The organism is Spirosoma taeanense (genome assembly GCF_013127955.1).
GTDB lineage: Bacteria > Bacteroidota > Bacteroidia > Cytophagales > Spirosomataceae > Spirosoma > Spirosoma taeanense.
Genome location: NZ_CP053435.1, coordinates 4,697,295 through 4,723,536 on the forward strand (window position 1 = coordinate 4,697,295; position 26,242 = coordinate 4,723,536).

The following is a 26,242-nucleotide window of genomic DNA, read 5'->3' on the forward strand; positions in this document are numbered from 1 at the left end:
TATTTTAAGTCCTTCGGAGAGTAATACAAAAACTTGCCCATTTAGGTCTAAGGGTAACTTAAAGTAAGTGCTGATAACTTTAGTGGCCGTCAATTCCAGAGTTGATTTATCCCGAAATAACCGTTCCCAGCAAACGCGAAATCTCTATATCGATTCGCTTAAAGTGCATAAATTCAGTTAGAATCTGATCGGCTTCTTCCGGTGCTTTCATGCTTGCCTCCCTGAGTTGCTGCTGCAGACTACTCATTCGCTGTTCGGCCAGCATTTTCTTGATCCGCAGTATATTTCGGTAGGCCGCATCGGCCAGGATTCCGATTTCCTCTTCAGAAGGTACGTGAATTTCGTGTTTGAGCCAGCCATCGCTGATCTCGTAGCGCGGTGTTGTCAGGTGAATGGCTTCCTGCTGCATATCGACCTCATCAGCTGACTGTCGATTAAGAAAGTCATCAGCGGTCAGAATTTCGCCCCGACTATAGGCTTCCCTAAAAAGCGATAGAATCAACTTAAATGTGGGCGTCTGAAAGTCGATTTCGTGCAACTCACTGAGCACATATTGACACAGCGTAATGCCCGGTTCCAGCTCCCGTACGCCATAATTAATTAAGAGTCGAACGCACTCCTCTTCCTGGTACGATAAGGGCGTACGGGCGACTTTTGATCGGTCAGGTGAGGGGTTAGATGGCTGCGGTATGGCACCCTCAGTGAACTCTGCTGGTGCAGTATCGATTTCCAGTGCGTTCAGTAAACCATTAATCTCATCAAAAGAGGGCTCGTCAGGAGTGGCGACGGGTGGTTGCTGACGCATTTCCCGTTCTTTCTGACGGTCGGTTTCTTTGCGGCTACGGTCCTGTTGCTGACGCAGTTGCCGGTTAATTTCGGAAATAACCGACTGCTCGCTGACATGGAAAACCTGGGCTACGCGCTGCGAGAGCGTCTGCCGTTTGAGAGGATCGGGAATTTTGGTAATGCTGGTGCAAACGTCGGAAATGCCCTCGGCCCGTTTAAGAGGGTTATCCCCAGCTTCGCTTAGCCACCGATTAGCTTTAAAATCAATAAAATCCTGCGAATGCTGTTGTATATACGCCTTAAATGCTTCGGCTCCAACTTTATGGACGTAACTATCTGGGTCTTCGCCATCAGGCAGCAATAATAGCCTCAAATTAAGCCCTTCTTCCAGCACCATATCCAGACCGCGCAGGGCCGCTTTAATCCCGGCCGCATCGCCGTCATAAAGTATTGTAACGTTTGGCGTAAAGCGGGCGATGAGCCGGATTTGCTCGGTCGTCAGCGAAGTCCCTGATGAAGCGACCACGTTTTTAATCCCCGCCTGATGTAAGGAGATTACATCAGTATAGCCTTCTGTAAGATAACAGACGTCTTCCTGACGGATGGTTTGTTTTGCCTGGAAGATGCCGTAAAGTACCTGGCTCTTATGATAAACTGGCGTTTCGGGCGAGTTTAAGTACTTGGGCTGGTTCTTATCGGTTTTCAGGATTCGGGCGCCAAACGCAATAACCCGGCCTGAAACGTTATGAATTGGAAACATTACCCGGCCCCGGAAACGGTCGAATACTTTCCCACCCTCTTTGCTCAGTATCAGCCCGGCTTTTTCGAGGACATCACGGCTATAGCCCCGGCGTAGGGCTGCCTGCATCAGCGCATCCCACTGGTCGAAACTGTAGCCTAGTTCAAACGCATCGATGGTCGGATTGGTAAATCCCCGCTCGCGGAAATAGCTCAAACCAATACTTTTGCCTTCATCACTCGTCTGCAGCGTTTCCTGAAAAAACGTTTTGGCAAAATTCAGAACGATCAGCAAACTCTCGCGCTCGTTCTGCCGAAGCAGATCTTCGGGCGTCTGTTCCTGCTCCTCGATCTCAATGCCATATTTCTTGGCCAGATACCGCAGAGCCTCACCGTAACCGATATTTTCGATGTCCATGACAAACCGGACGGCATCACCTGCTTTGCCGCAGCCAAAACACTTATAGATCTGGCGCGTCGGATTAACGTTAAATGACGGGGTCTTCTCGTTGTGGAACGGGCAGCAGGCTATGTAATTACTGCCGCGCTTTTTGAGCGACACAAAATCATTGATTACCTCCAGAATATCGGCAGACTGACGAATACGGTCAACTGTTTCTTCAGGGATACGCATGAACCGGGAATGGATTAAAATCTTAATCAAATGTACGTCGAAGGGCTGACCTTTCGGAAAAATATCCGTCTAATTACAACCCACGACCCGTTTTCTCTGTCTGTACCTGTGTTTGCATTCATTCGATGAAAGCCGGCTTAGTTTAATGATTCTGCCCAGCACCTTGTACTCCACTTAAACTTGTATGAAACCTTATCTATCCCCTCCCCACAAAGCCTTCCTGTCAGATAATCGAAGGTGGCCATGGCTCTTTGTAGTCTTTCTTGGTATCGTTTTACAGTCCTGCCAGCCAACTGACCCCACTACCCCGGCACCGATAGGAAAAACGGCGGATCAATACACCGCCGAAGTGGCTTCCAGATGGGCCACCCTGCAATTGAAACTGACCCAGTTAACGCCTGGCTTTAGCCCTCCGGTAGCCTCGCGTGCTTATGGTTACGCCGGTCTGGCTATGTACGAAGCCGTTGTTCCCGGCATTCCAAACCGCCGGTCGCTGGCTGGCCAGCTTCAGGGTTTAACGGCTTTGCCGGTACCCGAATCGGGTAAGGCCTATAACTGGGCCCTGAGCGCCAATACGGCTCAGGCGGTCATCCTGAAGCGTCTGTATGGCAACGCATCTGACCTGAGTAAAGCTCAGATCGATTCGCTGGAAAAAGCGTTACAGGCACAATTTAAAGATACTGACCAGGCCGTTAACGACCGGTCGGCCGCATTTGGCAGGCAGATTGCAGAAGCTTTGTTTGCCTGGTCGAAAACGGACGGGGGCCATGAAAGTTATGGCCGTAATTTCCCGGCCGATTACGTGGTTCCGGTTGGGCCAGACCTTTGGAAGCCCACGGAAAACGGCCAGAAAATCCCGATGCAGCCCTACTGGGGTAGCAATCGGACGTTCATCAGGGCGAACAATGAGTTGCCAATGCCTAAACCCTTGGGCTATTCAACGGATGCTAAATCGGCAACCTTTGCGCAGTATATGGACGTATATACTAAGTCGAAAACCCTGACCCAAACCGAGAAAGAAATTGCGGTTTGGTGGGCCGACAATCCGGCCGAGTCATTCACTCCTCCCGGACACTCGTATAATATCGCCAACATCGCCGTTAAAACCGCAAAAGCGAACCTCGCCACAGCTGCTGAAGCCTTCGCCCGAACAGGGCTGTCCGTGGCTGACGCATTTATCCTCTGCTGGCGGTGCAAATACACTTACAACAATATGCGCCCATACACGTATGTCCGGGTAGCGATTGACCCAACCTGGGTACCCTTCTGGCCCGCCCCACCGTTTCCGGGGTATCCGTCAGGTCATGCCACGCAGTCATCGTCAGCGGCAACGGTACTCACTGCCATATTCGGCGAGGGTTTTACGTTCGTTGACGATTCACACGTTGGCCGTTTAAGAGACCCCCTGCGCAACGTAGAGTTCAGACCCCGCCAGTTTAAGTCATTCGCCGAGGCAGCGCAGGAATCCGCCGATTCGCGCTTCTACGGGAATATTCATACGCGCCAGGACAATGAAACTGGTCTGGTTGAAGGGAAAAAGATTGGCGCTAACGTAAATGCGTTGTCCTGGGTGAAATAAACGGCTATCGCATGTTCTCCAGCAGTTCGTTCCGGGTTGGCCGGTCGGCTGTCAAATCGTACGTAATACCTTCCCGGTCAAGGTAATCAACAAAAGCGGTATAGCTGCCTTTCTCGACCGAGAAAACATACCAGCTTTCGTAGGGTTCGTTAAACAGTTCAACTTCAGTCAGCGAAGACCGCTTTTGCAACGACCGATACTGAGCTGTTTCGAGGACGTTCTGTTTGATGAGAAAATACCACATGCAGAGTTTTATGAATTGACCAGAGTTTGTTTACGTGAATAAATACAAACCCCCGCACAACGTTTGCTGTACGGGGGTTTAATGAATCAGAACGAACCAGCCGCTTATTTGTTAACGGCCAGGATGTAATCGGCCAGTACCATTCCGGCTTCATTCAGGTACGTATCTTTTTTCTTTTTAGCCGTGGCTGGTACCGGAGCACCTGTTTCATCAACCGGTGCTGACATCTGCGATACTTTATTGGCCGCAGCCCGTTTACGCTCAGCCTCTTCGCGTTCTTTCCGACGTTTGGATTCCTGCAGCGAAACAACCGTGTTTTCCTTGGCTTTTTTGAAATCAGCCAGGTCCTGCGCCAGTTGCTTCAGTTCCGGATCTGACTTGAGCCGCTGCTCGAAACGTTCACGCAAACGAGTCAACACCTTGTCGTTGATGCCATGCGACAACTCATAGCGGGTCGAGTTAATCTGATCCCAGGGAAGAGCGCTTGGCTGCGAACTTTCGCCATATTCCTCAGCGGAGAACGCCGACGGCAATTCGATATCCGGCGTTACGCCCTTGTGCTGCGTGCTGCTACCATTGATGCGATAGAATTTCTGAATCGTCATCTTCACCTGCCCCACCTTCTCGGGTTCTTTCGGCAACCATTGGTTCAAATCAATCAGCGTCTGCACGGTACCTTTACCAAAGGTCTGTCCACCCACGATAATTCCCCGCTTATAATCCTGAATCGCAGCCGCGAAGATCTCCGAAGCTGAAGCGCTGAACCGGTTCACCAGAACCGCCATTGGGCCATCATACGTAACGGATGGATCGGGGTCCGTGTAAACCTCGGTTTCACCCGACGACTCACGCACCTGCACTACCGGTCCTTTCGGGATGAACAGGCCCGTCAGGTTAATAGCCTCCGTGAGCGAACCGCCCCCATTGTCACGCAGGTCGATAACGATACCGTCTACTTTCTCGGCTTTCAGTTCTTCAATAAACTTCTTAACGTCGCTGGTCGTGCTGCTGAAGCCTTCTTCCCGCTTGCGGGCACCTTCAAAATCGCGGTAGAACATAGGAATGTTCACGACGCCTATCTTGAATGAACGGCCGTTGTCAGATACTTCAATAATTTCTTTCTTGGCACGCTGTTCTTCCAGCTTGATTTTCTCCCGGACCAGGCGGATTTCCTTCGGGGGTGCGCCCGCCAGCGCGCCTGGCGAGATAATCTGCAGACGCACTACGGTTCCCTTGGGCCCTTTGATAAGCTTCACAACTTCATCTACCTGCCAGTTCATTGTGTTCACCATCGGGCCGTTATCGCCCTGTGCTACCCCGGCAATTTTATCGTCCTTGTTCAGCAGTTTACTCTTAAACGCCGGACCACCGGGAACCAGATCGGTTATACGGATATAATCGTTGTCTTCGCGCAACATAGCCCCGATTCCTTCCAGCGACTGACTCATATCCTGGTTGAACCGATCCGCATTAATTGGCGACAGATAATTCGTGTGCGGATCGAGTGCTTCGGCAAACGAGTTCATGTAGAACTGAAAGACATCGGCACTCTTAATCCGGTTATATGCCTTATCGAGGTTGTTATACCGCTGCGTCATCAGAGCCACAACTGCGCTATCGCTTCGGCTGCCAAGCTTTAGTTCGAGCGCCTGATTTTTCAGAATTTTACGCCACAGATCATTCTGCTCTTCAATGGTTTTAGGCCAGGCAGCTTTTTCGCGGTCAGTATTGAACGTTTCGTCGGCCGTAAACGAAAATGGCTTCTTGATCTGCTCTTTAATAAATGCGCTCCGCTCCTGATAACGCTTCCGGAACACATTATAAAGATCATAGGCCGCCGTCAGATCGCCGTTGATCAGCGCGTCGTCAATCTGATAGCGGTATTTTTCAAAAGCAGCTACGTCCGATGCCAGCAAAAACGTTTTGCTATTGTCCAGTTCTTTCAGATAGTTGTCCCAGACTACCGACGACAGCGAATCATTCAGCCGCACCTTGCGGTAATGATAGGTCGTTAACAGCTTGGCCACCAGCGTTTCCACTTTTTCCTGCGAGATAGACGGCTTTAACTCGTCGGTCGGCGACGACGTGGGTAAAGCCTGCAGGGGCGCACCGCCCGAGGGAGAATCCGGCTGAAAACTTAGCATCAGCACGGGCACAAGGGTTACCAGATACTTCTTCATCTATATTACCCAGGTTTACAGCGAACGAGTGAAATAGCGAACGAGTGAGGTCAATAACTTACTCGTTCACTCATTCGCTCTTGCACGCTTTATTATTTAACAATATCAAGCAATTCAACATCAAATACCAGGGTTGAACCAGGTTTGATTTCGGCGCCCGCACCACGATCGCCATAAGCAAGCTCGGCGGGGATGTATAATTTCCATTTTGAACCAACCGGCATCAGTTGCAGCGCTTCGGTCCAGCCCCGGATTACTTCGCCAACGCCGAATTCAGCAGGCTGTCCGCGTTCAACCGAGCTGTCGAACACTTTCCCATCCAGCAATCGACCGGTATAATGTACCTTAACCCGATCCGTAGCCGTTGGTTTAGCACCCGTGCCCTCTTTCTCAATAGAATATTGCAGACCGCTGGCAGTAGTAGTGACGCCCGACTTGGTTTTATTTTCGGCTAGGAAAGCTTCACCAATTTTTTTGTTCTCAGCCGACGCTTTCAGATTCTCGGCATTATGGATAGCGTATTGCTTCTGCGCGTAAGCATTCAGAATCTGACCGGCCTGCTCCTGCGACAACTGCGTTTTGCCGCCTTTGAGCGCATCTTCGATACCACGGCTTAGCAGGGTACTGTTCAAGTCGGTCATTCCCTGCTGTTTCAGGTTCTGGGCCATGTACAGGCCAATCGAGTAACTAATCGAATCCAGCGAAGAAGTAAGGGTCGCGCCAGCGGTAGATTTGGCCGTTGCTGCCGGTTTAGCCCCCGTAACGGGCTTCTTAGCGGCAGGCTTTTTGACTTGAGCGTTGGCAGAACCAGCTACAAAAACAGCCGATACTATGCCGGCCAACATCCATTGGTTGAACTTCATGAAACAAAAAAACGGAGTGTATGTACTAAAACCTATTTCGTTAATAAAACGTGAAATAGTAGTAGAAAAGTTTGGTTAATGCTGCTTTCTGTAAAATTTTGCTTTAGCCGGACGGGCCATCCGGAAATGGGCAAGATCTGTAAGGAGCAGCCTATAAAACTAACCAGAACGGCGTATTATTGCTAATCGCATCTGAGCAAGGCCGGAAAAATGGGACGAACGGTTCCAGGATTCTGCCAGCGGCCATACTTAACAGATAGCTGGTATTGGAAAAGTCTAACATTCAGCCGTTACTTTCGCCGTAGTACGCGTTTTTATTAAATTTTAGTCGTACCTTTGCGGCCGAAAAATCAATCTCAAAATTTCATTATACACATATGGAATCCGTAAGACCCGACGAGATCTCGGCCATACTGCGTCAGCAATTAGCCGGTACGCAAACCGAGGCTGAACTCGAAGAAGTCGGTACGGTGCTGCAAATCGGCGACGGCGTAGCGCGTATCTACGGCCTCTCGAAAGTGCAGGCCGGCGAGTTGCTGTCGTTCGACAATGGGCTTCAGGCTATGGCTCTGAACCTTGAAGAAGATAACGTTGGTGCCGTATTGCTCGGCGACTACTCGGAAATTAAAGAAGGCGATACCGTAAAGCGTACGGATCAGATCGCTTACGTAAACGTCGGCGACGGTATTCTGGGCCGCGTTGTAAACACCCTTGGTCTGCCAATTGACGGTATGGGTCCAATTCAGGGCGAGTTGTTCCAGATGCCGCTGGAGCGCAAAGCACCGGGGGTTATTTATCGCCAGCCAGTTAACGAGCCCCTGCAAACGGGTATTAAGGCTATCGATGCCATGATTCCGATCGGTCGAGGCCAGCGCGAGCTGATCATTGGTGACCGCCAGACGGGTAAAACCGCCGTGGCTATCGACACGATCATCAACCAGAAAGAATTTTACGACAAAGGCCAGCCCGTATACTGTATTTACGTTGCCTGCGGTCAAAAGGCCTCGACCGTAAAGCAGGTTGAAGCTACGTTGCGTAAGGCCGGTGCTATGGAATATACGGTAATCGTATCGGCCAATGCATCAGACCCATCACCAATGCAGTTCTTTGCGCCGTTTACGGGTGCTGCCATTGGTGAGTTCTTCCGCGATACGGGCCGTCCAGCACTGGTTGTTTATGACGACCTGTCCAAACAGGCCGTTGCTTACCGCGAAGTATCGCTGCTGCTGCGTCGTCCGCCGGGCCGCGAGGCTTATCCGGGTGACGTCTTCTACCTGCACAGCCGTCTGCTGGAGCGGGCCGCCAAGATCAACGCCAACGACGACATCGCCAGGAATATGAACGACCTGCCCCCTTCGCTGCAAGGCAAGGTGAAAGGTGGTGGTTCGCTGACGGCTCTGCCGATTATCGAAACCCAGGCTGGTGACGTATCGGCTTACATTCCTACCAACGTAATCTCAATCACGGATGGGCAGATCTTCCTGGAGTCGAACCTGTTTAACGCGGGTATCCGGCCAGCCATCAACGTAGGTATTTCGGTATCGCGCGTGGGTGGTAACGCGCAGATCAAATCCATGAAGAAAGTGGCCGGTACGCTAAAACTGGACCAGGCACAGTTCCGCGAACTGGAAGCCTTTTCCAAATTTGGCTCTGACCTTGATGCATCGACCAAACTAACTATTGAACGGGGTCGGCGTAACCAGGAGATGCTGAAGCAGCCCCAGTATTCGCCGGTTCCGGTCGATCAGCAGGTGGCGATCATCTATGCATCGACCAACGGTTTGCTCGATAAAGTGCCGGTCAACAAAGTGAAAGCGTTCGAAAGCGAGTTTGCTATGGTGTTGAACGCACAGTACCCGAACGTACTGAGCGACCTGCGCGCCGGTAAACTAACCGACGAAGCAACGGCAACCCTGAAGAAAGTAGCGGCTGACCTGTCGGCGAACTATTAATCATCGGTTCGGTTGTTTGCCGGTCAGTGGGCTCTGGAAAAGAAACGAACAGACTGACCGGCAAACGAATTAACAACCAAACATCACGCATGGCAAGTCTCAAAGAAGTACGCAGCCGAATTGCATCGGTAAACTCGACGCAGCAGATTACCAAAGCTATGAAAATGGTGGCGGCTGCTAAACTGCGCCGGGCACAGGATAACATTACGCAACTGCGCCCCTATGCCCAGAAGCTGAGCCAGATGCTGGGTACAATTTCGGCTGGGGCTGAAATTGCGTCAGAAAGTCCGTACAAACAGGCCCGGCCTGTTGAACGGGTTCTAATTATCGTCGTTACGTCGGACCGGGGTCTTTGCGGTGCGTTCAACACGAACGCCGTTAAAGGCGCGCTGGCGCTGATGGAAGAAAAATACCCAACGCAGGCTCGCCTGGGCCACGTTGAGATAATGGCCATCGGCAAAAAGGGGGCAGAAGCCTTCCAGCGCCGTGGTTTTAAAGTAAACACCAACCACGTCGATGCCTTTAGCTCGCTGAGTTTTGCTACCGTAAAGGCCGCAGCCGAAGAAGCCATGGCAGGCTTCGCCAATGGCCGTTACGATATAGTGGATGTAGTGTATAACGAATTCCGGAACGCAGCCGTGCAGTTTGTGCGGGCCGAGCAGATGCTCCCCATCGTAGCCACGCAGGCTCCGGCTGGTGTAGCGGCTCCGGCCATCAACTACACCTTCGAGCCTTCGGAAGAAGAAATCATTACGGAGCTGATTCCGAAAACGCTGAAGATTCAGCTGTACAAAGCCGTGCTGGACTCAAACGCATCGGAACACGGTGCGCGGATGACGGCCATGGACAAAGCGACTGAAAACGCCGGTGAACTATTGAAAGAACTGCGACTGGTTTACAACCGGACGCGTCAGGCGGCCATCACGACCGAGATCCTCGAAATCGTGGGTGGTGCCGAGGCCCTGGCAAGCGCCTAAGCTTTACTTCAATCTTTGGAATAGCAATAAACCCACCGCCGGAACCGGCGGTGGGTTTATTGCTATTTGCGGGTACAGGTTATCGGTAACTGCTCCGTTAATTCAATTTTCATTTTACTACATTTGATATAATATTGACACAACTGACCTAATGAGCGATTCCATCGTTGGCTTACTGCGCCAGAAAAAAAATCAAATCCTGACTTTGTGGATGAAAAACCAGCTGGCCGATGGTAGCCTGCGCGACGATCTGATGAGCAATGCCGAATTGCGAAACCAGTCGGAGGAGCTTCTGGACACGCTCACTGAGGTCATGACCGACGAAACCTTCACTCAGCTGGACGATCCGGCCCTGGAGCCCCTGTTCGATTTACTCGCCGGCATCTCCCTATCGCGTGCCAGACAGGGTTTTACCCCCCGGGAAACAGGCACTTATATTTTTAGCCTGAAAGCCGCCTTGCTGGAAATTCTACAGCACGACCGCAAAAACGATTTACCGCTGCTCTTGGCCAACACGCTGCAGATCAGCAAGTTTATTGATAATCTGGGTATTCGGACGTTCGAAACCTTTATTCAGGGCCGCGAAGAGGTTATTATCCGCCAGACGGATGAGATGACGGACATGATGACCCCCGTAGTGCAGATCTGGGATGGGATTCTGGCTATGCCGCTCATTGGTACACTGGACAGTTCGCGAACGCTGGTGGTCATGGAAAACCTGCTTCAGGAAATTGTTCGTACGGGTAGTGAAATCGCCATTCTAGACATATCGGGCGTTCCTACCGTCGATTCAATGGTGGCTCAGCACCTGATTAAAACCGTCAACGCCACCCGTCTTATGGGGGCCGAATGCATTATCAGCGGTATCCGCCCAGAAATTGCGCAGACTATTGTTCACCTGGGCATTGATCTGTCGTACGTAATCACTAAAGCCACGCTGGCCAGCGCGCTTAAGCATGCGTTTACCGTCATGCGGCTCGAAGTCCGTAAAGCAGGAACTACTTCCTTTTCTAACTGATCGTAATGCTATATGGAACGCATACCGATTCTGAAAATGGGACAGTTTCTGCTGGTGACCATTCAGGTAGACCTATACGACCGGCTCGCGCTTGACCTCGAAGCCGACCTCATCAAACAAATCTCCGAGTACGAATCGCGCGCCGTTATGATTGATATATCGGCGGTAACGATTGTAGACTCTTTTATGGGACGCATACTGAACAATATTGCCAGTATGGCCCGTATTCTGGATGCTGAAACGGTGGTGGTTGGTATGCAGCCCTCAGTAGCCATAACCCTGGTTGAACTGGGTCTGCCCCTGGCCGGTATCCATACGGCTCTGAACGTAGAACGGGGCATTGCTTTGCTTCAGAGTAAAGTAGGCACCGACCGCAGGACGCTCCAATCGAACAATGATTGAGACGCTATCGACCGAAACGTTGCCGATTCGGCAGGAGAGCGATGTGATCCTGCTCGGTCAGCTCATTCGCCAGCAGTCTACGCAGGTGGGGATGAGCAGCCTGAATAAAACCAAACTTGTCACAGCCGCCAGCGAACTCGCCCGCAACATGCTCAACTACGCCGTAAATGGCCGTGTTGAGATTGAACGGATCCGGCGGCATCATAAAATCGGAATTCGGTTAACTTTCGCCGACAAGGGCCCCGGTATTGCGGATATTGACAAGGCCATGCTGGATGGCTATTCGACCGGTAGCGGCATGGGCGTAGGGCTGCCAGGAGCCAAACGACTGGTGGATGAATTCAGTCTGATTAGTGTAATTGATGAAGGAACTACAATTATCGTTATTAAATGGTTAAATGATTAATACGCCCCATCGCTCTTATCCCGTCACGGATCGCTCCTATGTGGCTATTCTTAAACGGGAAGTACGTTTGCTGGCAACCGAACTAAGCTTCTCAGCAAAAAAACTTGGGGAAATTGATATTATTATCGCCGAACTGACCTCCAATTTAGTTAAGTATGCCAGGGAAGGCGAGCTATTGGTCCGTCCCATCACTCGTACAGTTAATCCAGGCCTTGAATTCATTAGTCTTGACAATGGGCCCGGTATGGTTGATACCAGACGGATGATGACAGACGGCGTCTCGACAGGGGGCTCACTGGGACAAGGTTTGGGAGCCATTGGTCGCCTGGCCGACGTATTCCAGCTTTACTCGTTACCCGGCCGGGGGACAGTCGGCCTGGTGCGTGTGTTTCAGAAACCGGTCAGTCCGCCCATCCAGCCAGCGCTGGCCGACGTTCAGGCCGTGATTGTACCCAGGTTAGGTGAAACAGCCTGTGGCGACGGAATCTATAGCCGATTGACGACAACCGCCCTGAAAGTCTTTCTGAGCGATGGTCTGGGGCATGGTTTGCTGGCCCAGAAAGCGACTCAACAAGCCCTCCGGACGCTTGAATCACAATACGAGCTTAATCCTGCAACCTGGCTAACGGCCGTGCATCGGGCAACCATCAACAGTCGTGGACTGGCAGGCACCGGTGCGGTTTTTGAATTTGCCAGCCGGAAATGGAAACTCTGCGGGGTAGGTAATATCCGTGCGCAGATAAATGGCTCACAAAAAACAAGAGGTTACATGGCGCAAAACGGCATCCTTGGTTATAACATTCCCCGCACGTTAATCGAGCAGGAGTTTTCTTATGAACCAGGACAATGCCTGATTATGGCCTCCGATGGTATCCAGACACGCTGGAACCCAGCCCGCTACCCAGGCGCGGGCCGGTATGACCCAACCATTCTGGCCGCTGCGATTTACAAAGAACATGCCCGCCGAACGGATGATGTGTCGGTGTTGGTTGCCCGGATTTATTGACTTATGCAAGAACTCACCAAACTGAACCTGGATAATGAGATGGATTTGATCCTGGTTCATAAACGCAGTATGAAACTGGGCGAACTGGCGGGCATGTCTCTGGCCTCACAAACGACCTTTGCAACAGCAGTATCCGAAGTGGCGCGGCTTGCTCTGGCCGAACGAGGTCGTGGTTCTCTGGCCCTGGGCGTAAATGCCGATGAGCAGGGCTGGCATATTATGGCTTGCCTGCAGGATCGGCGTCGCTACCAGACGGAAGCCGCCGATACCGCTCTGAATAATGCCCGGCGTCTGGTTGACGAATTAACCATTTCTGTCACCGATCAGGGTACAGATATTCGGCTATCCTGTCCGGTCTCTGATCTTCAGACGGTTAGTATGGCCCGCGTAGAAAGCTGGAAACGGTTGTTTAACCGCGAGCCACCGGCATCGCCCTACGACGATATCAAGCGTAAAAACAGCCAGTTGCAGGAGTTGGCCGAGCGGCTCCAGATCAGCGACCAGCAATACCGGCAGATGACCAATTCGCTGCCTCTGTTGATTTTTTCGCTGACGCCGGAGGGGAGATTAATTTATGCCAATCAGGGCCTAACGATCTTCTCCGGCAAAACCTTACCTGAGCTGAACGCGGTCGGCTGGCTTTCTCTTTTTCACGAAGATGATCAGACCGCTGTCCGGATGGCCTGGGCCGACAGCGTGGCTACCGGTCTGCCTTTCCGGGGTGAATGGCGGGTTCGTCATGCCGCAACCGGCGAGGGTATGTGGCATATGGTTTCGGCCAGTCCCCAACGCGACGCGGCTCAGCAGCTCCTGCACTGGAATGGCTTCATGGCCGATATTCACGCCCAAAAGGTGATAGAGCAGACGCTGCGCGATAACGAAGAACTGCGGCAAAGCCAAAGCCAGCTGGAAAACAGCCGTCAGCGGCTGGAAGGCGACATCAGTGAATTAAGCCGAAGCAATACCGAACTGGCGCAGTTTGCTTACGTAGCGAGCCATGATTTACAGGAACCTCTACGTAAAATTCAGGCGTTCAGCACGATGCTGACCGAGCAGTATGCTCCCGTACTCGACCCCACCGCCCAGGACATCATCCGACGGATGCAGGGGGCTACCGGCCGAATGCAGGAACTGATTCGTGGCCTGCTGGCCTACTCCCGACTAAATACAGAAACGCCGTCGTTCCGGCCCGTTGGCTTAAATCAACTAGTGACAGAGGTTCTGAGCGATCTGGAAACGGCCATTCAGGATCGGCAGGCAGATATTCAGGTTGGCCCGCTGCCGACGATACAGGGTAACAATCTGCAGCTCCGGCAAATGTTTCAGAATCTGCTGAGTAATGCCCTGAAATTTACTCCTTCTGAACGGGTCCCACTGGTTCATATCAGCGCCTTGGTGCTCAACGACCCCCAGGTTCAGGGCTTATCCTACTCCAGCCTGCTGGGAAACTATGTTGAAATCAGCATACGGGATAATGGAATCGGCTTCGACCAGAAACATACCGACCGGATTTTCAACCTGTTTCAACGGCTACACGGCCGTAATGAGTACGCCGGTACGGGCATCGGTCTGGCAGTCTGCAAAAAAGTAGTTGATAACCACGGCGGTTACCTCACGGCTCGCAGCCAACCCGGCCAGGGCGCTACGTTTATTATTTATCTACCTCTGTAACAAAGGCTTATTCATCATATTTCCGTCCGGGGCCGCTGACTCAATTGCATCCTGAATTAACTTATTTTAACATTAGCGGCTTTGCCACCAGCGTCAAGCCATCCAACGAGATAACTACCTGATTCACAAACGATAAAACGTCTGCTCTGTCACTATACGCGTCCAATAAACTGGAACTAACCCAGCGGGTTTTTAGTTATTCTAGTGTCATATACGAACGACTATTTTCTTAGCGTTTAGTAGTTGGTTGACACCACTTAACGATCTCTAAAAACACATGAAACTTAAAGGCATAATCAGCAGTCTGTTCGTCGTCGGTACGCTGGCGTCCTGCGCCCCGGCCATTACGGTCAAGTACGATTACGACCCGAAGGTAAACGTCCGCCAGTTCACGACGTACCGGATTGAAGCGGACCGGCAGCGTAACGCCGACCCCATTGTAGGCAGTAGCCTGAACCAGCGCCGGATTGCCGACGCCCTGGATCAGTCGCTCAAAGCACGTGGCTACAAGCCCGTTACGCAGGGCGAAGCGGATCTGGTCGTCCGGTTCTTTACCGATTCACGCGATCGTCAGCAAATCCAGTCAAACAACATGTACTCGCCTTATTCCTGGTGGTATGGCGGCATGGGTAACAACGTGTACTCGCGTCAATACGAAGAAAACCGCGTGGTTGTCAACGTTATTGATGCCCGCACCAACGACATCGTCTGGCAGGGCTGGGCAACGGGTCAGCTGAACAACCGCAACAAAGAGCGCGACCGCGATCAGGCTTTCCGTGAGACGGTAACCAGCATCATGAAGAACTTCCCGGAAAGTGCCGGGCAGGACTACGGTGCAGCCCGATAAGCGTTTAACTGCTTAGGTTCAGGCCCTCAGCTCCAACGAGTTGAGGGCTTTTTTGTATTATCTATCCTCCGTAAACTTGCTTCCTTAGTTTTTACCATGCCTTCATCAACCAGCCAGCGAGCGATTTACTCACTCCTGACGGTAATTGTTGTTCTCCTGGTGGGCATAATGGCGTTGCTACAGGTGGCCGACCGACGGCACCAGCGCCTGGAAGATGAAGCTCAGGATCTCCGGCAGACTATTGCTCGACAGAAACGCCGGATTGACGACCTGACGCAACAACTCCGGGTAAGTAGGGCGGCTACGACTGCCCCGATTGACTCCTTACCGGGTGCAGTCTCAGGTAACGATTCGCTACGTGTTTTCAAAAGACTGTAATGCTGTATTGCCCCTTTACCGGCGTGTTTGTCCGTCGGATTCAGTAGATAAGGTCAGCCAGCCCGTTTGGCCGTCGGCTCCACGCACCAGCTGGAATGAACCAACTTTAGCCAGAATATCCACCGAAGAACCCGGCGAAAGCGTTTTGATAATAGCCGCCGAAGGGTTGGCAGCGTCCAGCAAATTGCTGGTTGTCGGCAGATTCAGACGCCGGAGTGGTCGGCTGACCGTTTCGGTAGTGCTGCTTGCGACGTAACCCGTCTGGCCATCAGGCAGTTCGACGCGTAACCAGGACTCAGTGCCACCCACAATGGTCATTAATGCGGCTTTTGGAAGCTCCTGTAAAACGGATGCGTCGCTGCCGGGACCTGACCGCACTACCGAGCGAGCCGCCGATACTCGTACCGAATCGCCCAGTCGCGATTCGGCTAATAAAGTTTGTTTTGCCGGGCCCCGCCCGAGCCGGATGAAGGGCAGCGGATCGGTTGCTCCTTCGCCGAAACCGTAAATACCAAAATGCAGGTGCGGGCCGGTTGTCCGGGCATTCCCCGTATTGCCAACGAAACCGACCGTATCGCCTGCCGCAACTCGCTGGCCATTGGCCACATTCCAGCGGTCAAGGTGGGCGTAATAAAGCCGGATGCTCCGTTCATTATTAGACAGGAAGACGACGTTACCGCCCAGCCGGTTGGTACCTACCCCCGAAATAATTCCATCAACAGACGCAATGGCCGGGGTACCCCTCGGAGCGAAAATATCTACGCCTTCGTGCCGGCGACGGCCGGCATCGCGGGATGCGCCAAAGAAACTGCTGATCTGACGACCGTCGCGCCCCTGCACCGGAAAGCTCAGGGCAGGTTCGCGGGTAATTGAAATCGTATAGCTGGCGCTCCGAAGCAGTTCGGGCTGAATACGAATCAGGTAGCTCTGCGTACGGCGTGGCTCCCAGGCTAAAATATTTGTGTCGGCTTTGGAAGAAGCCAGCAGACTGGTTTTTCCCCGAGCCTCCAGCGCAAACACATCGATGAAAACCTGCGTAGCTTTATGGCCCTGGGTTTCAACCCGCACCAGAAACCGGTCGCCCCGTTGCGCATCGAGCCGATAGCCAACGGCAAAGGCCCGGGTAGCCGGAAAGTAACCACTCTCCCGGTACGGCACTTTAATTCTGAGCGAATCTCCCAAGGCCCGTTCACTGGCAGTCAGCCAATCGGTGCCGAGGGCCGTTCGATCCAGTTTAGCCTCCTTCAATGACTGCGCATACTGCTCATGCGGGGACGCCGACCGAAACAGGTTTGTAGCGGGGCCAACGCCTGTGCAGGCACCCAGCCATAGGGTTAGCAGCCCAATCAAAAAAAACTGGATTAGATTCCTGGATATCATACGCTTACTCACTTATTAAACGACTTTTTCCCGGTGATATTTCAACCGGGAGAGGTACACAACCATCAGCAAACCAATAAACAAACTTACGTAGGGTGCCACCGCTGCCAGCAGCGCCGAAACGCTATAGATGCTCGAACTAAGAATCAATCCATTGCGCACCGAATGAATTCGGACATCAGCGGCTGGCCGTTTGAGCAGATAATAATCCTGCGTGGCGTAGTTCCACATCAGATAAAACGTTCCTGTAGTAGCGCCGAAGACAAGCATAGACAGGGCAGTCGCCAGTTCAGTTGCCGAGGTCTGGATGTAGCGGGCCAGGATGTTCGTGGTGAATGGAATCAGGCTCGTCAACAGCAGCAACAGCCCGTTATAGTACATGAACCGGGCGTCGCTTCGACGGATGACGCTATACATCCGGTGATGATTGACCCAGATGACGAAGATAGTAGCAAAACTCAGCAGGAAGGCTACGTAACTGGGCCACTGATGGAGCATGGCAAAAAACAGCGACCGGCTGGTATGCTCTTCCTTGAAAACAGGCAGCTTCAGCTCGAACGTCAGCAGGGTGATGTCAATTGCGAATACACCATCACTAAAGGCTTCCATCCGTACAGTTTCGTTTTCCTGAAAGTCGGCCATGCGTTTCGTGATTGTCATTTTCAACAAAAGTCAGACCGGATGGTTCAGCTTATCAGGTATCTAATTCTATTTGCATGATTCCGGAATGGTTAAGTGCCGGTCTTTGGGGGCTGCTATCAGGGGGCGCGTTGCTCATTGGAGCCGCTATTGGCTACTTTGTTCATGTACCCCAGCGACTGATTGCGGGCATTATGGCCTTTGGCAGTGGCGTTTTGTTTTCGGCGCTCTCTTTCGATCTGATGGATGAAGCCTATCGCGCGGGCGGGTTCGACTCAACCGCTATTGGCTTCCTGGGCGGAGCCGGTGTGTATACCTTTGCTAATTACATTCTGGCCAATAAGGGAGCCAAACACCGAAAGCGTTCTGGCACACAGCAATCTTCCGAGCAGGAAAAAGACGGTAGTGGTCTGGCGATAGCCGTAGGTGCCTTGCTGGACGGTATCCCCGAATCGATTGTCATTGGTTTGAGTCTGCTGGGTGGCAAAGGCGTGAGCATTGCCGCTGTTGCAGCCGTGTTTCTGTCAAATATTCCCGAGGGATTATCGAGCGCGGCCGGGATGAAGAAATCCGGTCGATCGGTAGGGTACGTGCTGGGCGTCTGGGCGGCAATCGCGCTTATTTCGGGCGTAGCCGCTCTGGTCGGGTACACGGTATTCCAGCATTACAACAATGAAATCATTGCGGCTACAACAGCGGTTGCGGCCGGGGCAATTCTAGCCATGCTGGTCGATACCATGGTGCCCGAAGCCTTTGAGGAAGCGCGCGATTTTGCGGGTCTGATTACCGTTGTTGGCTTTCTGCTGGCGTTTATTTTATCGAAGCTAAGTGGCTAGAACCCCACTAGCTAATAATTTGAACATCAGCTTAAAAAGGCTGTTAATTACTAAAACTCATCAACAATTATGGAAAGCCGAGCTAAACTGGCGGGCCACGCGGCTCACCCAATTTTAGTTGTATTTCCGCTGGGCCTGTTAGCGACAGCGGTGATTTTTGATACTATTTATCTATTCAGCGACAACTCAACGTTTGTTCTGGTTTCTTACTGGATGATCGTAGCGGGATTACTGGGCGGGTTAGTAGCAGCCATACCGGGCTGGATTGACTGGTTTGCCATTCCCGGCGGTACGCGGGCCAAACGAATTGGTCTGGTGCACGGCCTGGGCAACGTTACGGTTCTGCTCTTATTTGGGGTAAGCTGGCTGTTCCGTAGCGACGAAGCGGGTTACATTCCTACAGAAAGCGCTCTGATTCTTTCCTACGCGGCCTTTCTGATAGCTGGCATAACAGGCTGGCTCGGCGGTGAGCTGGTCGATCGGCTGGGCGTTGGCGTGGATAATGGAGCGCACCTGAACTCGCCTAATTCCTTGTCGGGACGACCTGCCACGGATATTGACGGCGAAGGTGGCAGACTCCACGATACACGCGGTCGCGAACGATTTGCGTAAGGATATCGCTCTAAAAACAGGAGGCCCGATTTGCAAATCGGGCCTCCTGTTTTTAGAGCGTTTAGGGTGTTCAGGCTTCCTCCCGCTGCCCCCGCTTTGTCAGAAAATAAACGGGAATACCCAGGCCGGCAATCAGCAGGCCCATACCCGTATTGAAGGTTTTCGTATAAAGCAATATGGCGCAGATGGTCAGGCCAGCGATAATATACAGGGCTGGCACAAGCGGATAGCCAAAAGCGCGGTATGGTCGTTCGGTGGCGGGTTCGCTGCGCCGGAGCAGAAACAGTCCGCCAATGGTAACAATGTAAAAGCAGAGCGACGTAAAGGTGCAATAATCCAGCAGGTCGCCGTAGGTACCCGACAGGCACAGCAGCGACGCCCAGATGCATTGCAGCCACAGTGCCCGGCCCGGAACGGCGTTGCGGTTCAGATGCGATGCCTGTTTTAGAAACAGACCATCTTTGGCCATGGCGTAATATAGACGCGCTCCGGCCAGAATCAGCCCGTTGTTACAGCCAAACGTAGAGATCATAATCAGGACAGCCATGAAGGCTACGGCAATGTTGCCGAAAATGGTCGAGACAGCGGCCGTTGCAACGCGGTCCGCTTCGGCAAACTGAATCCCCCGCCCCACAATGTCGGTAGCCGTAGGCGAGCCCTTCAGCGGTAACAGCGAGAGATACGATACGTTAGCCAGGAAATAGATCAGCGTTACGATGAGCGTTCCAAAGAACAGAGCCAGCGGGATGTTCCGGCGCGGGTTCTTGATTTCGCCGGCAATGAACGTAACGTTGTTCCAGGCGTCGGCCGAAAAGAGCGACCCCACCATCGACGTACCAAAGGCCAGCACCAGCGCCATTCCTGCCAGCGGCAGCACCTCGCCCGTTGCCGTGGTTGTACTGGCATCCCAGGCACTGGCAAAGTTCGCTGACAGCAGTCCGCTATTCAGCCCCAGAGCAATACCGACGACAATGAGCCCGAGCAGCGCAATGAGTTTGGCCGACGTAAACACGTTCTGAATCAGTTTTCCGCTTTGCACACCCCGGCTATTCAGCCACGTTAGCAGCACCAGACTGGCAATGGCAAACAGTGATCCGGCCGATACCTTGACCGGCCCAAGCGCCAGCAGCACATTATCGGGGCTAAGGGCCGGAATGAACACAGCTGTGTATTTGGTAAAGGCGACGGCCACGGCGGCAATGGTGCCGGTCTGAATGACGGTAAATACCGTCCAGCCGTAAACAAAGCCTGTCAGGTGCCCATAGGCGCGCTGAATATAAATGTATTGCCCACCCGCTTTGGGCATCATACCCGCCAGTTCACCATAGCTGAGCGCAGCCGCTACGGTCAGAAGGCCCGTCAGCACCCAGAGCATCAGCAGCCAGCCCGACGCACCCAAATTGCGGGCCATATCGGCTGTAACGATGAACACACCCGAGCCGATCATGGAACCCGACACAATGAGCGTCGAGTCGATCAGGCTCAGCGAGCGTTTGAAATCAGTTTTTTCGTCGGCAACAGCTTGCACAGAGATTGGCAGGTTTAGATGAATGAAGATACAAGAAGCATCCCGCTGGCCGGAAAAGCAAGTTATGCAACCAGGATTCGGATTGAACAGGAGACAGGCAATCTGGTTATTCCTTTAACACCGCCCTGCCATGCTTGCCGAGCCCTGCACCAATAATACCGTTTACGACGCCGACCACGACATCTGGTGGAACCCCGACGAGCTGTTTTTTATGCTCAAAACCTCCGTTAACCCAGCGCGAATGGGTTATTTCAAACGGATTTTTCAGGATCAGAATGTTCCTGTTCAGGGCCGGACTTTGCTGGACGTAGGTTGTGGGGGCGGTATTCTGGCCGAAGAATTCGCGGGATTGAGTGTGACTGTAACGGGCATTGATCCATCAGCCTCGTCGGTCGCAACGGCCCGTCACCATGCCAAACAGCAGGGTTTGCCGATCAGCTATTCGGTCGGTGCGGGCGAAAGCCTGCCCTTCGCCGATGCGTCATTCGATTACGTGAGCTGCTGCGATGTGCTCGAACACGTACAGAACGTTGATGAGGTCCTGGCTGAAATCAGCCGCGTTTTGAAGCCGGGAGGCATATTCCTGTATGACACCGTCAACCGAACCTGGCTGAGCTGGCTGTTTCTCATCAAAATCGCTCAGGACTGGCCGAGATGGGCGTTTATGGAACCCAATCAGCACCGATACGAGCGATTCATTAAACCGTCGGAGCTGATTCACAAGCTGGCCGCCAATGGGTTACTCAATCAGAACACACGCGGCATGGTGGGCGATTATAACCTGCTGAAAACACTTTACTACCTGCGCCAACGCACATCCGGCCGGTGGACTTTCCGCCAGCTTGGCCAATGCATGAAAATGCGCGAAGGCCGGGATACGAATCTGTGTTATATGGGATGGGCCCGGAAAAAGTAATAGTGTCATCAGGCTATAAAGTTTGTGGAATACCTACCGATTTTATAGTCTGATGACACTACTGCCCCGTCAATTAGTTTATTTCAATCTCATCCACGGCCAGTTGCGCGGTTTTACCGGGATTACGCAGTCCCGCCGGAACCTGCCCAATGTTCTGGGCAACAATCCGTACGTAACGGGCCGTTGTTGGCGTAAAATCGAACGGTAACCGGACAACGCCCCGCTTGCCGCCCTCGGCCGCATTGGTTTTGGTTGTCAGCACCGGCCGAAAGGTTTTTCCGTCGTCCGAAACGGCAATGTCAACCTGTTTGGGCAGGCAGATATTTTTAGCCGTGTACTTCAGAAAACCCACCCGAACGCTCTGCACCGGCTGCGACTGTCCCAGATCAATAATGGCGTTGATGTCATTGGTGAATGAAACGACATCACTCAATTCATACCCGCCCATGCTGGCCGTAGTCCCGTTAGTCAGAGCATAATTTTTGTCGGGACGGCCAGTCGTTGGCCCAGTAAGCAGGGTATAGGGTTTACCAGTAGCTTTCGAAACCAGATATTCTTTCTGCACCTTGGCAAGCTGACTAAGTGGTTTACGGACGTTGAACGTAGCCGCCCGAACGGTGGCCGACTTATCGAGCAATAGTGGCTTTTCATACCGGGGCGATTCACCCGATGGCGTACTCCCGTCTATCGTGTACCGAGTTTCAGGCGCCTGCGGCCCTGCCGTTAGCGATACCTCAACATTACCTCCGGGTGTTGCCTTGCCCGATGGCGCTGCATCGAAGAACGTTCGGGCAGCGTTGACATTGAGCTTCGCCAACCGATCGAAGTGGGTGGGTAGCCGACGGGCGAAATCGTCGTAATTCTTCTGGGCCAGCGGTGTCCAGACCACTTCGGCCAGAGCAACAGCCCGGGGCCAGAACATATATTCAGCCTGGCTCGTCGTCGAAATATATTCTGTCCAGAGGTTACCCTGAGCGCCTAGAATATGGGTTGCTTCGGCAGGCGACAGTTCGGCTGGGGTTGGGTTGTAGGAATAGACCTGCTGTATTGGCAACGACCCGCCAAAGGCCGTTGGCTCCATAGCCGGGTCACCCTGATAGTGATCGAGGTAGCAGAACTGGCCGGGCGTCATGATGACGTCGTGCCGCTGGCGGGCCGCTTCAAGGCCGCCCTTAGTACCGCGCCAGCTCATCACGGTTGCGTTGGGCGACAAACCTCCTTCCAGAATCTCATCCCAGCCGATAATCCGCCGACCTTTAGCGGTGACGAACTTGTCGATCCGCGTAATGAACCAGCTCTGCAGTTCATTCTCATTTTTCAATCCTTCCCGCTTGATGAGCTGCTGACAGAACGCACTTTTGCGCCAGGCATCCTTGGGACATTCGTCGCCCCCAATGTGGATATACTTACTGGGAAACAGCGCCATGACCTCCGTCAGAACATCCTGCAGGAACGTAAAGGTTTGTTCGGTTGGACAGAACACATCGGTGAACACTCCCCATTTCGTGGCTACCTGATAGGGGCCAGGTGCGCAGGCCAGTTCCGGATAGGCAGTCAATGCCGCCAGGGCGTGGCCCGGCATTTCAATCTCAGGAACAACATTGATGTGTTTGGTGGCTGCATACCGCACAACCTCCCGCACCTCGTCCTGGGTGTAAAAGCCACCGTAGGGTTTGCCATCAAACACCTGCGGGTCATACTCATCGTAATGCCCGACGAGGGTTTCGCGTCGTTGTGATCCCACCTGAGTCAGCTTTGGATACTTCTTGATTTCGATACGCCAGCCCTGATCGTCTGTAAGATGCCAATGAAAGTTATTGAACTTATGCAGCGCCATCAGATCCAGGTGCTTCTTGATGAACGATACCGGGAAGAAATGCCGACTAACGTCAAGGTGCAGCCCCCGGTAGGCATAGCGCGGCCGGTCCTGAATCCGGCACGCTGGCACCGTCAGGCTGGCTAATTCCGGAAACAGGCTCTGGCTCAACACAGCTGGTGGCAGCAGTTGGCGCAGCGTCTGGACGGCGTAAAAGAATCCTTTGGGCTGGGCGGCTTCAATCGTAATGAGCTTATCGGTTACGTCCAGCCGGTAGCCTTCCCCGCCCAGCGCCGTATCGCTGACGGGAACAAACCGGATACTGTTCGATCCCATGCTCGGCGCTGACGTAACCGTTTTGCTGACATTGCGCACCGAAATGCCTAGTCCGCTGGCGCGGTTAATCTGGTTCGCGAACGTATCGGCGATGGCTTTCAGAGCCGTTTGTGCAACGGGCACCTGAATGATTGTTGTCTGGTTGATGACGAATTCGCCAGCACGGGGGTCAAGCTGTGCCGGCCGGGGAATGATGGTATAGCGGTTCGTTAGCGGCACATCGCCGGTTTGACTGAACGAAGGAATCAACTGCAGCAGAAAAACAGCAATCAGAGCGAAGCGAATTATCATGGACGAACTCTTGCGATGAGGATTAATGACCCACAACTTTGAATCGGTAAAGATATAAAAGTGCGTTGACCAACGAGAGCGAACCCTGCTTTGGCCAACGCACATGCGAACGACGACAACGCGTTCTTACTGGGCTTCGGCCCGCCAGATGTTGTTCTTTTCGTTGACGTCCGGCAGTTTTTCGTCCGGATCGAGCACAACCGTCTTCAGGGGCGATGTCGAGTTGTACCGGAACGTCCAGGTACCGCCCCGCTGCCAGACTTCAATCGGCAGATTGATACGGCCTTTTTTACCGTTCGATTCGGTCACTTCGACCGTAACGGGCATCGCCATTTTTTCGAGGTTTTCGATGGAGATGAGCGAGCCCTTCTCAGCCGAGCCATCCACGTATTTAACTTCTCTTACGCCCTGATCTAGCTTCCAGGTCTCGTAGAAAAAGCCGCGCCAGAACCAGCCCAGGTCTTCACCGGCCGCGTCTTCCATGCTTCGGAAGAAATCGTGCGGGGTGGGGTGTTTGAACGCCCAGCGGTTAAAATAGGTTCTGAAGGCAAAATCAAACCGCTCCGGACCCAGAATCACATCCCGCAATAGCTTCAGGCCCATGCCGGGTTTATAGTAGGCCAGAATACCCAGCACCCGCGCCTGCTGTACGTCGGGAATGGTCATGATCGGTTCAACAGGGTAAAACAGCGCCGGTGCGATGTCGTGCATAGTGCCACGCTCCCGGTTGTATTCACCCCGGTTGAAATTCGCCGTCGACAGCGTATTGATGAAGGTGTTGAACCCTTCGTCCATCCAGGGAAATTTCCGCTCGTTATTCCCCACAATCATCGGGAACCAGTTGTGGCCGAATTCGTGGTCGGTTACGTTCCAGAGCGCGTCTTTCTTGTCTTTATGGTCGCAGAAAACGATACCGGGGTATTCCATACCGCCAACGATCCCCGCTACGTTGGTCGCTACGGGGTAGGTGTACTCATAGAGGTATTTCGAGTAGAACTCAATACAGCCTTTTACGTATTCCGTCGAGCGGCCCCATGAATCCGCAGTGGCGCTCTCTACCGGATAAACCGACTGCGCCAGCGCGGGTTTGCCGCTGGGCAGGTTCATCCGGGCCGCATCCCAGACGAACGCCCGCGACGACGCCCAGGCCACATCGCGGCTATTCTGGCAGCGGAACCGCCAGGTCAGCGTACCCGATTTTTTAGGACGTGAGTTGGCATTTGTGACCTCATCCTTTCCACGGATAATAACCGTCTGATCGCTCTTCCGGGCCTGATCGAGTCGTTTGATCTGCTCGGCGGTTAGCACCTCGTTCGGATTCAGCAGTTCGCCCGAACCCGCAACAATATGATCCCAGGGCACCGTAACGGCGTATTCATAGTCGCCGTATTCGAGATAAAACTCGCCCGCACCGAGGTACGGCAGCACGTTCCAGCCTTCGATGTCGTCATAAACACACATGCGGGGATACCACTGCGCAATTTCGTAGATGATGCCGTCTCTGCGTTTCAGCTGACCCATCCGGTCGGAGCCGTACTCAGGAATTTTAAACGAGTAGGCCACTTTCACCCGCACGGCGTCGCCGTTGGGCTTCACCGGCTGCGCCAGCCGGATCTGCATCCGGGTGTCGGTGATGTCGTAGGGCGTAGCCGTAAACCGGTTCTTATCCTGCTCAACAGTTACGCTCGTGATGGTCATTCCACCGGCGAAGCCCAAATTACCGAAACGGCCTCCCGTTACCGGCGTCGTTTTGGCCGCCCGCGAGGTATCGCTAAACGCATTCTGGTCTAGTTGCAGCCAGAGAAACGGCAGCGCTTCGGGCGAATTGTTTTTGTAGGTGATTGTCACCTCGCCGGAGATGGTGTTCTGCTGATCGTCGAGAGTGACATTGATCTGATAATCGGCTCGGTTCTGCCAGTAGCGAGGGCCGGGTGCCCCGCTGCCGGTCCGGTAGTCATTGCCCGGCTGCATGTTAAACAGCGGATGAAACAGCGCGAGGGGATCGTATTTAGAAGCAGACGACGTTGCGGGGGCCGGTACTACGGATTGAGCAAAGGAGGTTAGACCCAACGCCCACAGACCCACCCAAAGAGCAATTCTTTTCATGAAGTGAAAAACTAAACTAATTTTTAGACAAATAACGTGATAAACCGGCAGGCAATTTCAGTTTAGCGCCGGAAGTTTGGCAGTTGAACTCCTTATCCTGT

Annotated in this window: 22 protein-coding genes; 13 read left to right on the forward strand and 9 right to left on the reverse strand. The window is 53.0% G+C overall.

The features are described from left to right. Window positions 1–106: 106 nt before the first annotated feature. Window positions 107–2,158 (reverse strand): DNA primase, encoded by a 2,052-nt coding sequence (gene dnaG / locus HNV11_RS19525; protein ID WP_171741263.1) that lies wholly within the window; start codon window positions 2,156–2,158, stop codon window positions 107–109. A gap of 184 nt (window positions 2,159–2,342) precedes the next feature. Here dnaG and HNV11_RS19530 point away from each other — a divergent pair, with 184 nt between their 5' ends. Next, on the forward strand, window positions 2,343–3,737 hold the full coding sequence (locus HNV11_RS19530; protein WP_171741264.1) for a vanadium-dependent haloperoxidase: 1,395 nt from the start codon (window positions 2,343–2,345) through the stop codon (window positions 3,735–3,737). Between the two features lie 4 nt (window positions 3,738–3,741). Here HNV11_RS19530 and HNV11_RS19535 read toward each other — a convergent pair whose 3' ends face one another. The 3 genes from HNV11_RS19535 to HNV11_RS19545 form a co-directional block, all read right to left on the reverse strand. Further along, on the reverse strand, window positions 3,742–3,981 hold the full coding sequence (locus tag HNV11_RS19535) for a hypothetical protein (protein WP_171741265.1): 240 nt from the start codon (window positions 3,979–3,981) through the stop codon (window positions 3,742–3,744). Between the two features lie 104 nt (window positions 3,982–4,085). Then, window positions 4,086–6,161 carry a carboxy terminal-processing peptidase gene (locus HNV11_RS19540; protein ID WP_171741266.1) on the reverse strand — a complete coding sequence of 692 codons (2,076 nt, stop codon included), beginning with the start codon at window positions 6,159–6,161 and terminating at the stop codon, window positions 4,086–4,088. A gap of 92 nt (window positions 6,162–6,253) precedes the next feature. Continuing rightward, entirely contained in the window at window positions 6,254–7,024 is a 771-nt protein-coding gene (locus tag HNV11_RS19545; protein ID WP_262889952.1) for an FKBP-type peptidyl-prolyl cis-trans isomerase, read from the reverse strand. Window positions 7,025–7,401: 377 nt separating this feature from the next. Between HNV11_RS19545 and atpA the strand changes: the two genes are divergently transcribed. From atpA to HNV11_RS19590, 9 genes are all read left to right on the forward strand, one after another. Beyond that, window positions 7,402–8,976, forward strand: a complete 1,575-nt coding sequence (gene atpA, locus HNV11_RS19550) for a F0F1 ATP synthase subunit alpha (protein ID WP_171741267.1) — start codon at window positions 7,402–7,404, stop codon at window positions 8,974–8,976. An 89-nt stretch (window positions 8,977–9,065) separates the two neighbouring features. Then, window positions 9,066–9,953, forward strand: coding sequence for an ATP synthase F1 subunit gamma (atpG, locus tag HNV11_RS19555; RefSeq protein WP_171741268.1), 888 nt, complete (start codon window positions 9,066–9,068; stop codon window positions 9,951–9,953). 151 nt (window positions 9,954–10,104) lie between these two features. After that, window positions 10,105–10,971, forward strand: coding sequence for an STAS domain-containing protein (locus tag HNV11_RS19560; RefSeq protein ID WP_171741269.1), 867 nt, complete (start codon window positions 10,105–10,107; stop codon window positions 10,969–10,971). A gap of 12 nt (window positions 10,972–10,983) precedes the next feature. Continuing rightward, window positions 10,984–11,373 carry an STAS domain-containing protein gene (locus tag HNV11_RS19565; protein WP_171741270.1) on the forward strand — a complete coding sequence of 130 codons (390 nt, stop codon included), beginning with the start codon at window positions 10,984–10,986 and terminating at the stop codon, window positions 11,371–11,373. Next, the gene (locus HNV11_RS19570; protein ID WP_171741271.1) at window positions 11,366–11,779 is read left to right on the forward strand and encodes an anti-sigma regulatory factor; all 414 of its coding nucleotides are present in this window, start codon (window positions 11,366–11,368) and stop codon (window positions 11,777–11,779) included. The genes HNV11_RS19565 and HNV11_RS19570 overlap by 8 nt, the downstream gene beginning before the upstream one ends. After that, window positions 11,772–12,785 (forward strand): ATP-binding SpoIIE family protein phosphatase, encoded by a 1,014-nt coding sequence (locus HNV11_RS19575; RefSeq protein WP_171741272.1) that lies wholly within the window; start codon window positions 11,772–11,774, stop codon window positions 12,783–12,785. The genes HNV11_RS19570 and HNV11_RS19575 overlap by 8 nt, the downstream gene beginning before the upstream one ends. Before the next feature lie 3 nt (window positions 12,786–12,788). Next, the gene (locus HNV11_RS19580) at window positions 12,789–14,456 is read left to right on the forward strand and encodes a sensor histidine kinase (protein WP_171741273.1); all 1,668 of its coding nucleotides are present in this window, start codon (window positions 12,789–12,791) and stop codon (window positions 14,454–14,456) included. Between the two features lie 277 nt (window positions 14,457–14,733). After that, window positions 14,734–15,303, forward strand: coding sequence for a DUF4136 domain-containing protein (locus HNV11_RS19585; protein ID WP_171741274.1), 570 nt, complete (start codon window positions 14,734–14,736; stop codon window positions 15,301–15,303). Between the two features lie 96 nt (window positions 15,304–15,399). Next, entirely contained in the window at window positions 15,400–15,681 is a 282-nt protein-coding gene (locus HNV11_RS19590; RefSeq protein ID WP_171741275.1) for a hypothetical protein, read from the forward strand. 15 nt (window positions 15,682–15,696) lie between these two features. Here HNV11_RS19590 and HNV11_RS19595 read toward each other — a convergent pair whose 3' ends face one another. After that, a complete protein-coding gene (locus HNV11_RS19595; protein ID WP_171741276.1) occupies window positions 15,697–17,061 on the reverse strand; it encodes a peptidoglycan DD-metalloendopeptidase family protein in 1,365 nt (454 codons plus the stop codon). Between the two features lie 15 nt (window positions 17,062–17,076). Continuing rightward, window positions 17,077–17,721: a TMEM175 family protein gene (locus HNV11_RS19600; RefSeq protein ID WP_240163581.1), complete on the reverse strand. Its 645-nt coding sequence runs from the start codon at window positions 17,719–17,721 to the stop codon at window positions 17,077–17,079. A 56-nt stretch (window positions 17,722–17,777) separates the two neighbouring features. Between HNV11_RS19600 and HNV11_RS19605 the strand changes: the two genes are divergently transcribed. Further along, window positions 17,778–18,536, forward strand: a complete 759-nt coding sequence (locus tag HNV11_RS19605) for a ZIP family metal transporter (RefSeq protein ID WP_171741277.1) — start codon at window positions 17,778–17,780, stop codon at window positions 18,534–18,536. Between the two features lie 69 nt (window positions 18,537–18,605). Beyond that, window positions 18,606–19,148: a DUF2231 domain-containing protein gene (locus HNV11_RS19610; protein WP_171741278.1), complete on the forward strand. Its 543-nt coding sequence runs from the start codon at window positions 18,606–18,608 to the stop codon at window positions 19,146–19,148. Between the two features lie 70 nt (window positions 19,149–19,218). On the opposite strand, the gene HNV11_RS19615 is transcribed toward HNV11_RS19610, so the two are convergent. Next, the gene (locus HNV11_RS19615) at window positions 19,219–20,676 is read right to left on the reverse strand and encodes an APC family permease (RefSeq protein WP_171741279.1); all 1,458 of its coding nucleotides are present in this window, start codon (window positions 20,674–20,676) and stop codon (window positions 19,219–19,221) included. A 130-nt stretch (window positions 20,677–20,806) separates the two neighbouring features. Between HNV11_RS19615 and ubiG the strand changes: the two genes are divergently transcribed. Next, complete coding sequence (gene ubiG, locus HNV11_RS19620) at window positions 20,807–21,592, forward strand: bifunctional 2-polyprenyl-6-hydroxyphenol methylase/3-demethylubiquinol 3-O-methyltransferase UbiG (protein ID WP_171741280.1); 786 nt, start codon at window positions 20,807–20,809, stop codon at window positions 21,590–21,592. Window positions 21,593–21,665: 73 nt separating this feature from the next. Here ubiG and HNV11_RS19625 read toward each other — a convergent pair whose 3' ends face one another. Further along, entirely contained in the window at window positions 21,666–24,035 is a 2,370-nt protein-coding gene (locus HNV11_RS19625) for a glycoside hydrolase family 20 protein (RefSeq protein WP_171741281.1), read from the reverse strand. 126 nt (window positions 24,036–24,161) lie between these two features. After that, complete coding sequence (locus HNV11_RS19630) at window positions 24,162–26,006, reverse strand: M1 family metallopeptidase (RefSeq protein ID WP_240163987.1); 1,845 nt, start codon at window positions 26,004–26,006, stop codon at window positions 24,162–24,164. Window positions 26,007–26,242 lie beyond the last annotated feature (236 nt).

Bases quoted from the DNA above. Each gene is read 5' to 3' on its own strand.
- HNV11_RS19600 (WP_240163581.1), bottom strand. From the start codon at position 17,721: ATGACAATCACGAAACGCATGGCCGACTTTCAGGAAAACGAAACTGTA.
- HNV11_RS19605 (WP_171741277.1), top strand. From the start codon at position 17,778: ATGATTCCGGAATGGTTAAGTGCCGGTCTTTGGGGGCTGCTATCAGGG.
- HNV11_RS19590 (WP_171741275.1), top strand. From the start codon at position 15,400: ATGCCTTCATCAACCAGCCAGCGAGCGATTTACTCACTCCTGACGGTA.
- HNV11_RS19630 (WP_240163987.1), bottom strand. From the start codon at position 26,006: ATGCAGCCGGGCAATGACTACCGGACCGGCAGCGGGGCACCCGGCCCT.
- HNV11_RS19565 (WP_171741270.1), top strand. From the start codon at position 10,984: ATGGAACGCATACCGATTCTGAAAATGGGACAGTTTCTGCTGGTGACC.
- HNV11_RS19580 (WP_171741273.1), top strand. From the start codon at position 12,789: ATGCAAGAACTCACCAAACTGAACCTGGATAATGAGATGGATTTGATC.
- atpG (WP_171741268.1), top strand. From the start codon at position 9,066: ATGGCAAGTCTCAAAGAAGTACGCAGCCGAATTGCATCGGTAAACTCG.
- HNV11_RS19530 (WP_171741264.1), top strand. From the start codon at position 2,343: ATGAAACCTTATCTATCCCCTCCCCACAAAGCCTTCCTGTCAGATAAT.
- HNV11_RS19625 (WP_171741281.1), bottom strand. From the start codon at position 24,035: ATGATAATTCGCTTCGCTCTGATTGCTGTTTTTCTGCTGCAGTTGATT.
- HNV11_RS19535 (WP_171741265.1), bottom strand. From the start codon at position 3,981: ATGTGGTATTTTCTCATCAAACAGAACGTCCTCGAAACAGCTCAGTAT.
- HNV11_RS19585 (WP_171741274.1), top strand. From the start codon at position 14,734: ATGAAACTTAAAGGCATAATCAGCAGTCTGTTCGTCGTCGGTACGCTG.
- HNV11_RS19610 (WP_171741278.1), top strand. From the start codon at position 18,606: ATGGAAAGCCGAGCTAAACTGGCGGGCCACGCGGCTCACCCAATTTTA.
- HNV11_RS19595 (WP_171741276.1), bottom strand. From the start codon at position 17,061: ATGATATCCAGGAATCTAATCCAGTTTTTTTTGATTGGGCTGCTAACC.
- ubiG (WP_171741280.1), top strand. From the start codon at position 20,807: ATGCTTGCCGAGCCCTGCACCAATAATACCGTTTACGACGCCGACCAC.
- HNV11_RS19540 (WP_171741266.1), bottom strand. From the start codon at position 6,161: ATGAAGAAGTATCTGGTAACCCTTGTGCCCGTGCTGATGCTAAGTTTT.
- HNV11_RS19570 (WP_171741271.1), top strand. From the start codon at position 11,366: ATGATTGAGACGCTATCGACCGAAACGTTGCCGATTCGGCAGGAGAGC.
- dnaG (WP_171741263.1), bottom strand. From the start codon at position 2,158: ATGCGTATCCCTGAAGAAACAGTTGACCGTATTCGTCAGTCTGCCGAT.
- HNV11_RS19560 (WP_171741269.1), top strand. From the start codon at position 10,105: ATGAGCGATTCCATCGTTGGCTTACTGCGCCAGAAAAAAAATCAAATC.
- HNV11_RS19575 (WP_171741272.1), top strand. From the start codon at position 11,772: ATGATTAATACGCCCCATCGCTCTTATCCCGTCACGGATCGCTCCTAT.
- HNV11_RS19545 (WP_262889952.1), bottom strand. From the start codon at position 7,024: ATGAAGTTCAACCAATGGATGTTGGCCGGCATAGTATCGGCTGTTTTT.
- atpA (WP_171741267.1), top strand. From the start codon at position 7,402: ATGGAATCCGTAAGACCCGACGAGATCTCGGCCATACTGCGTCAGCAA.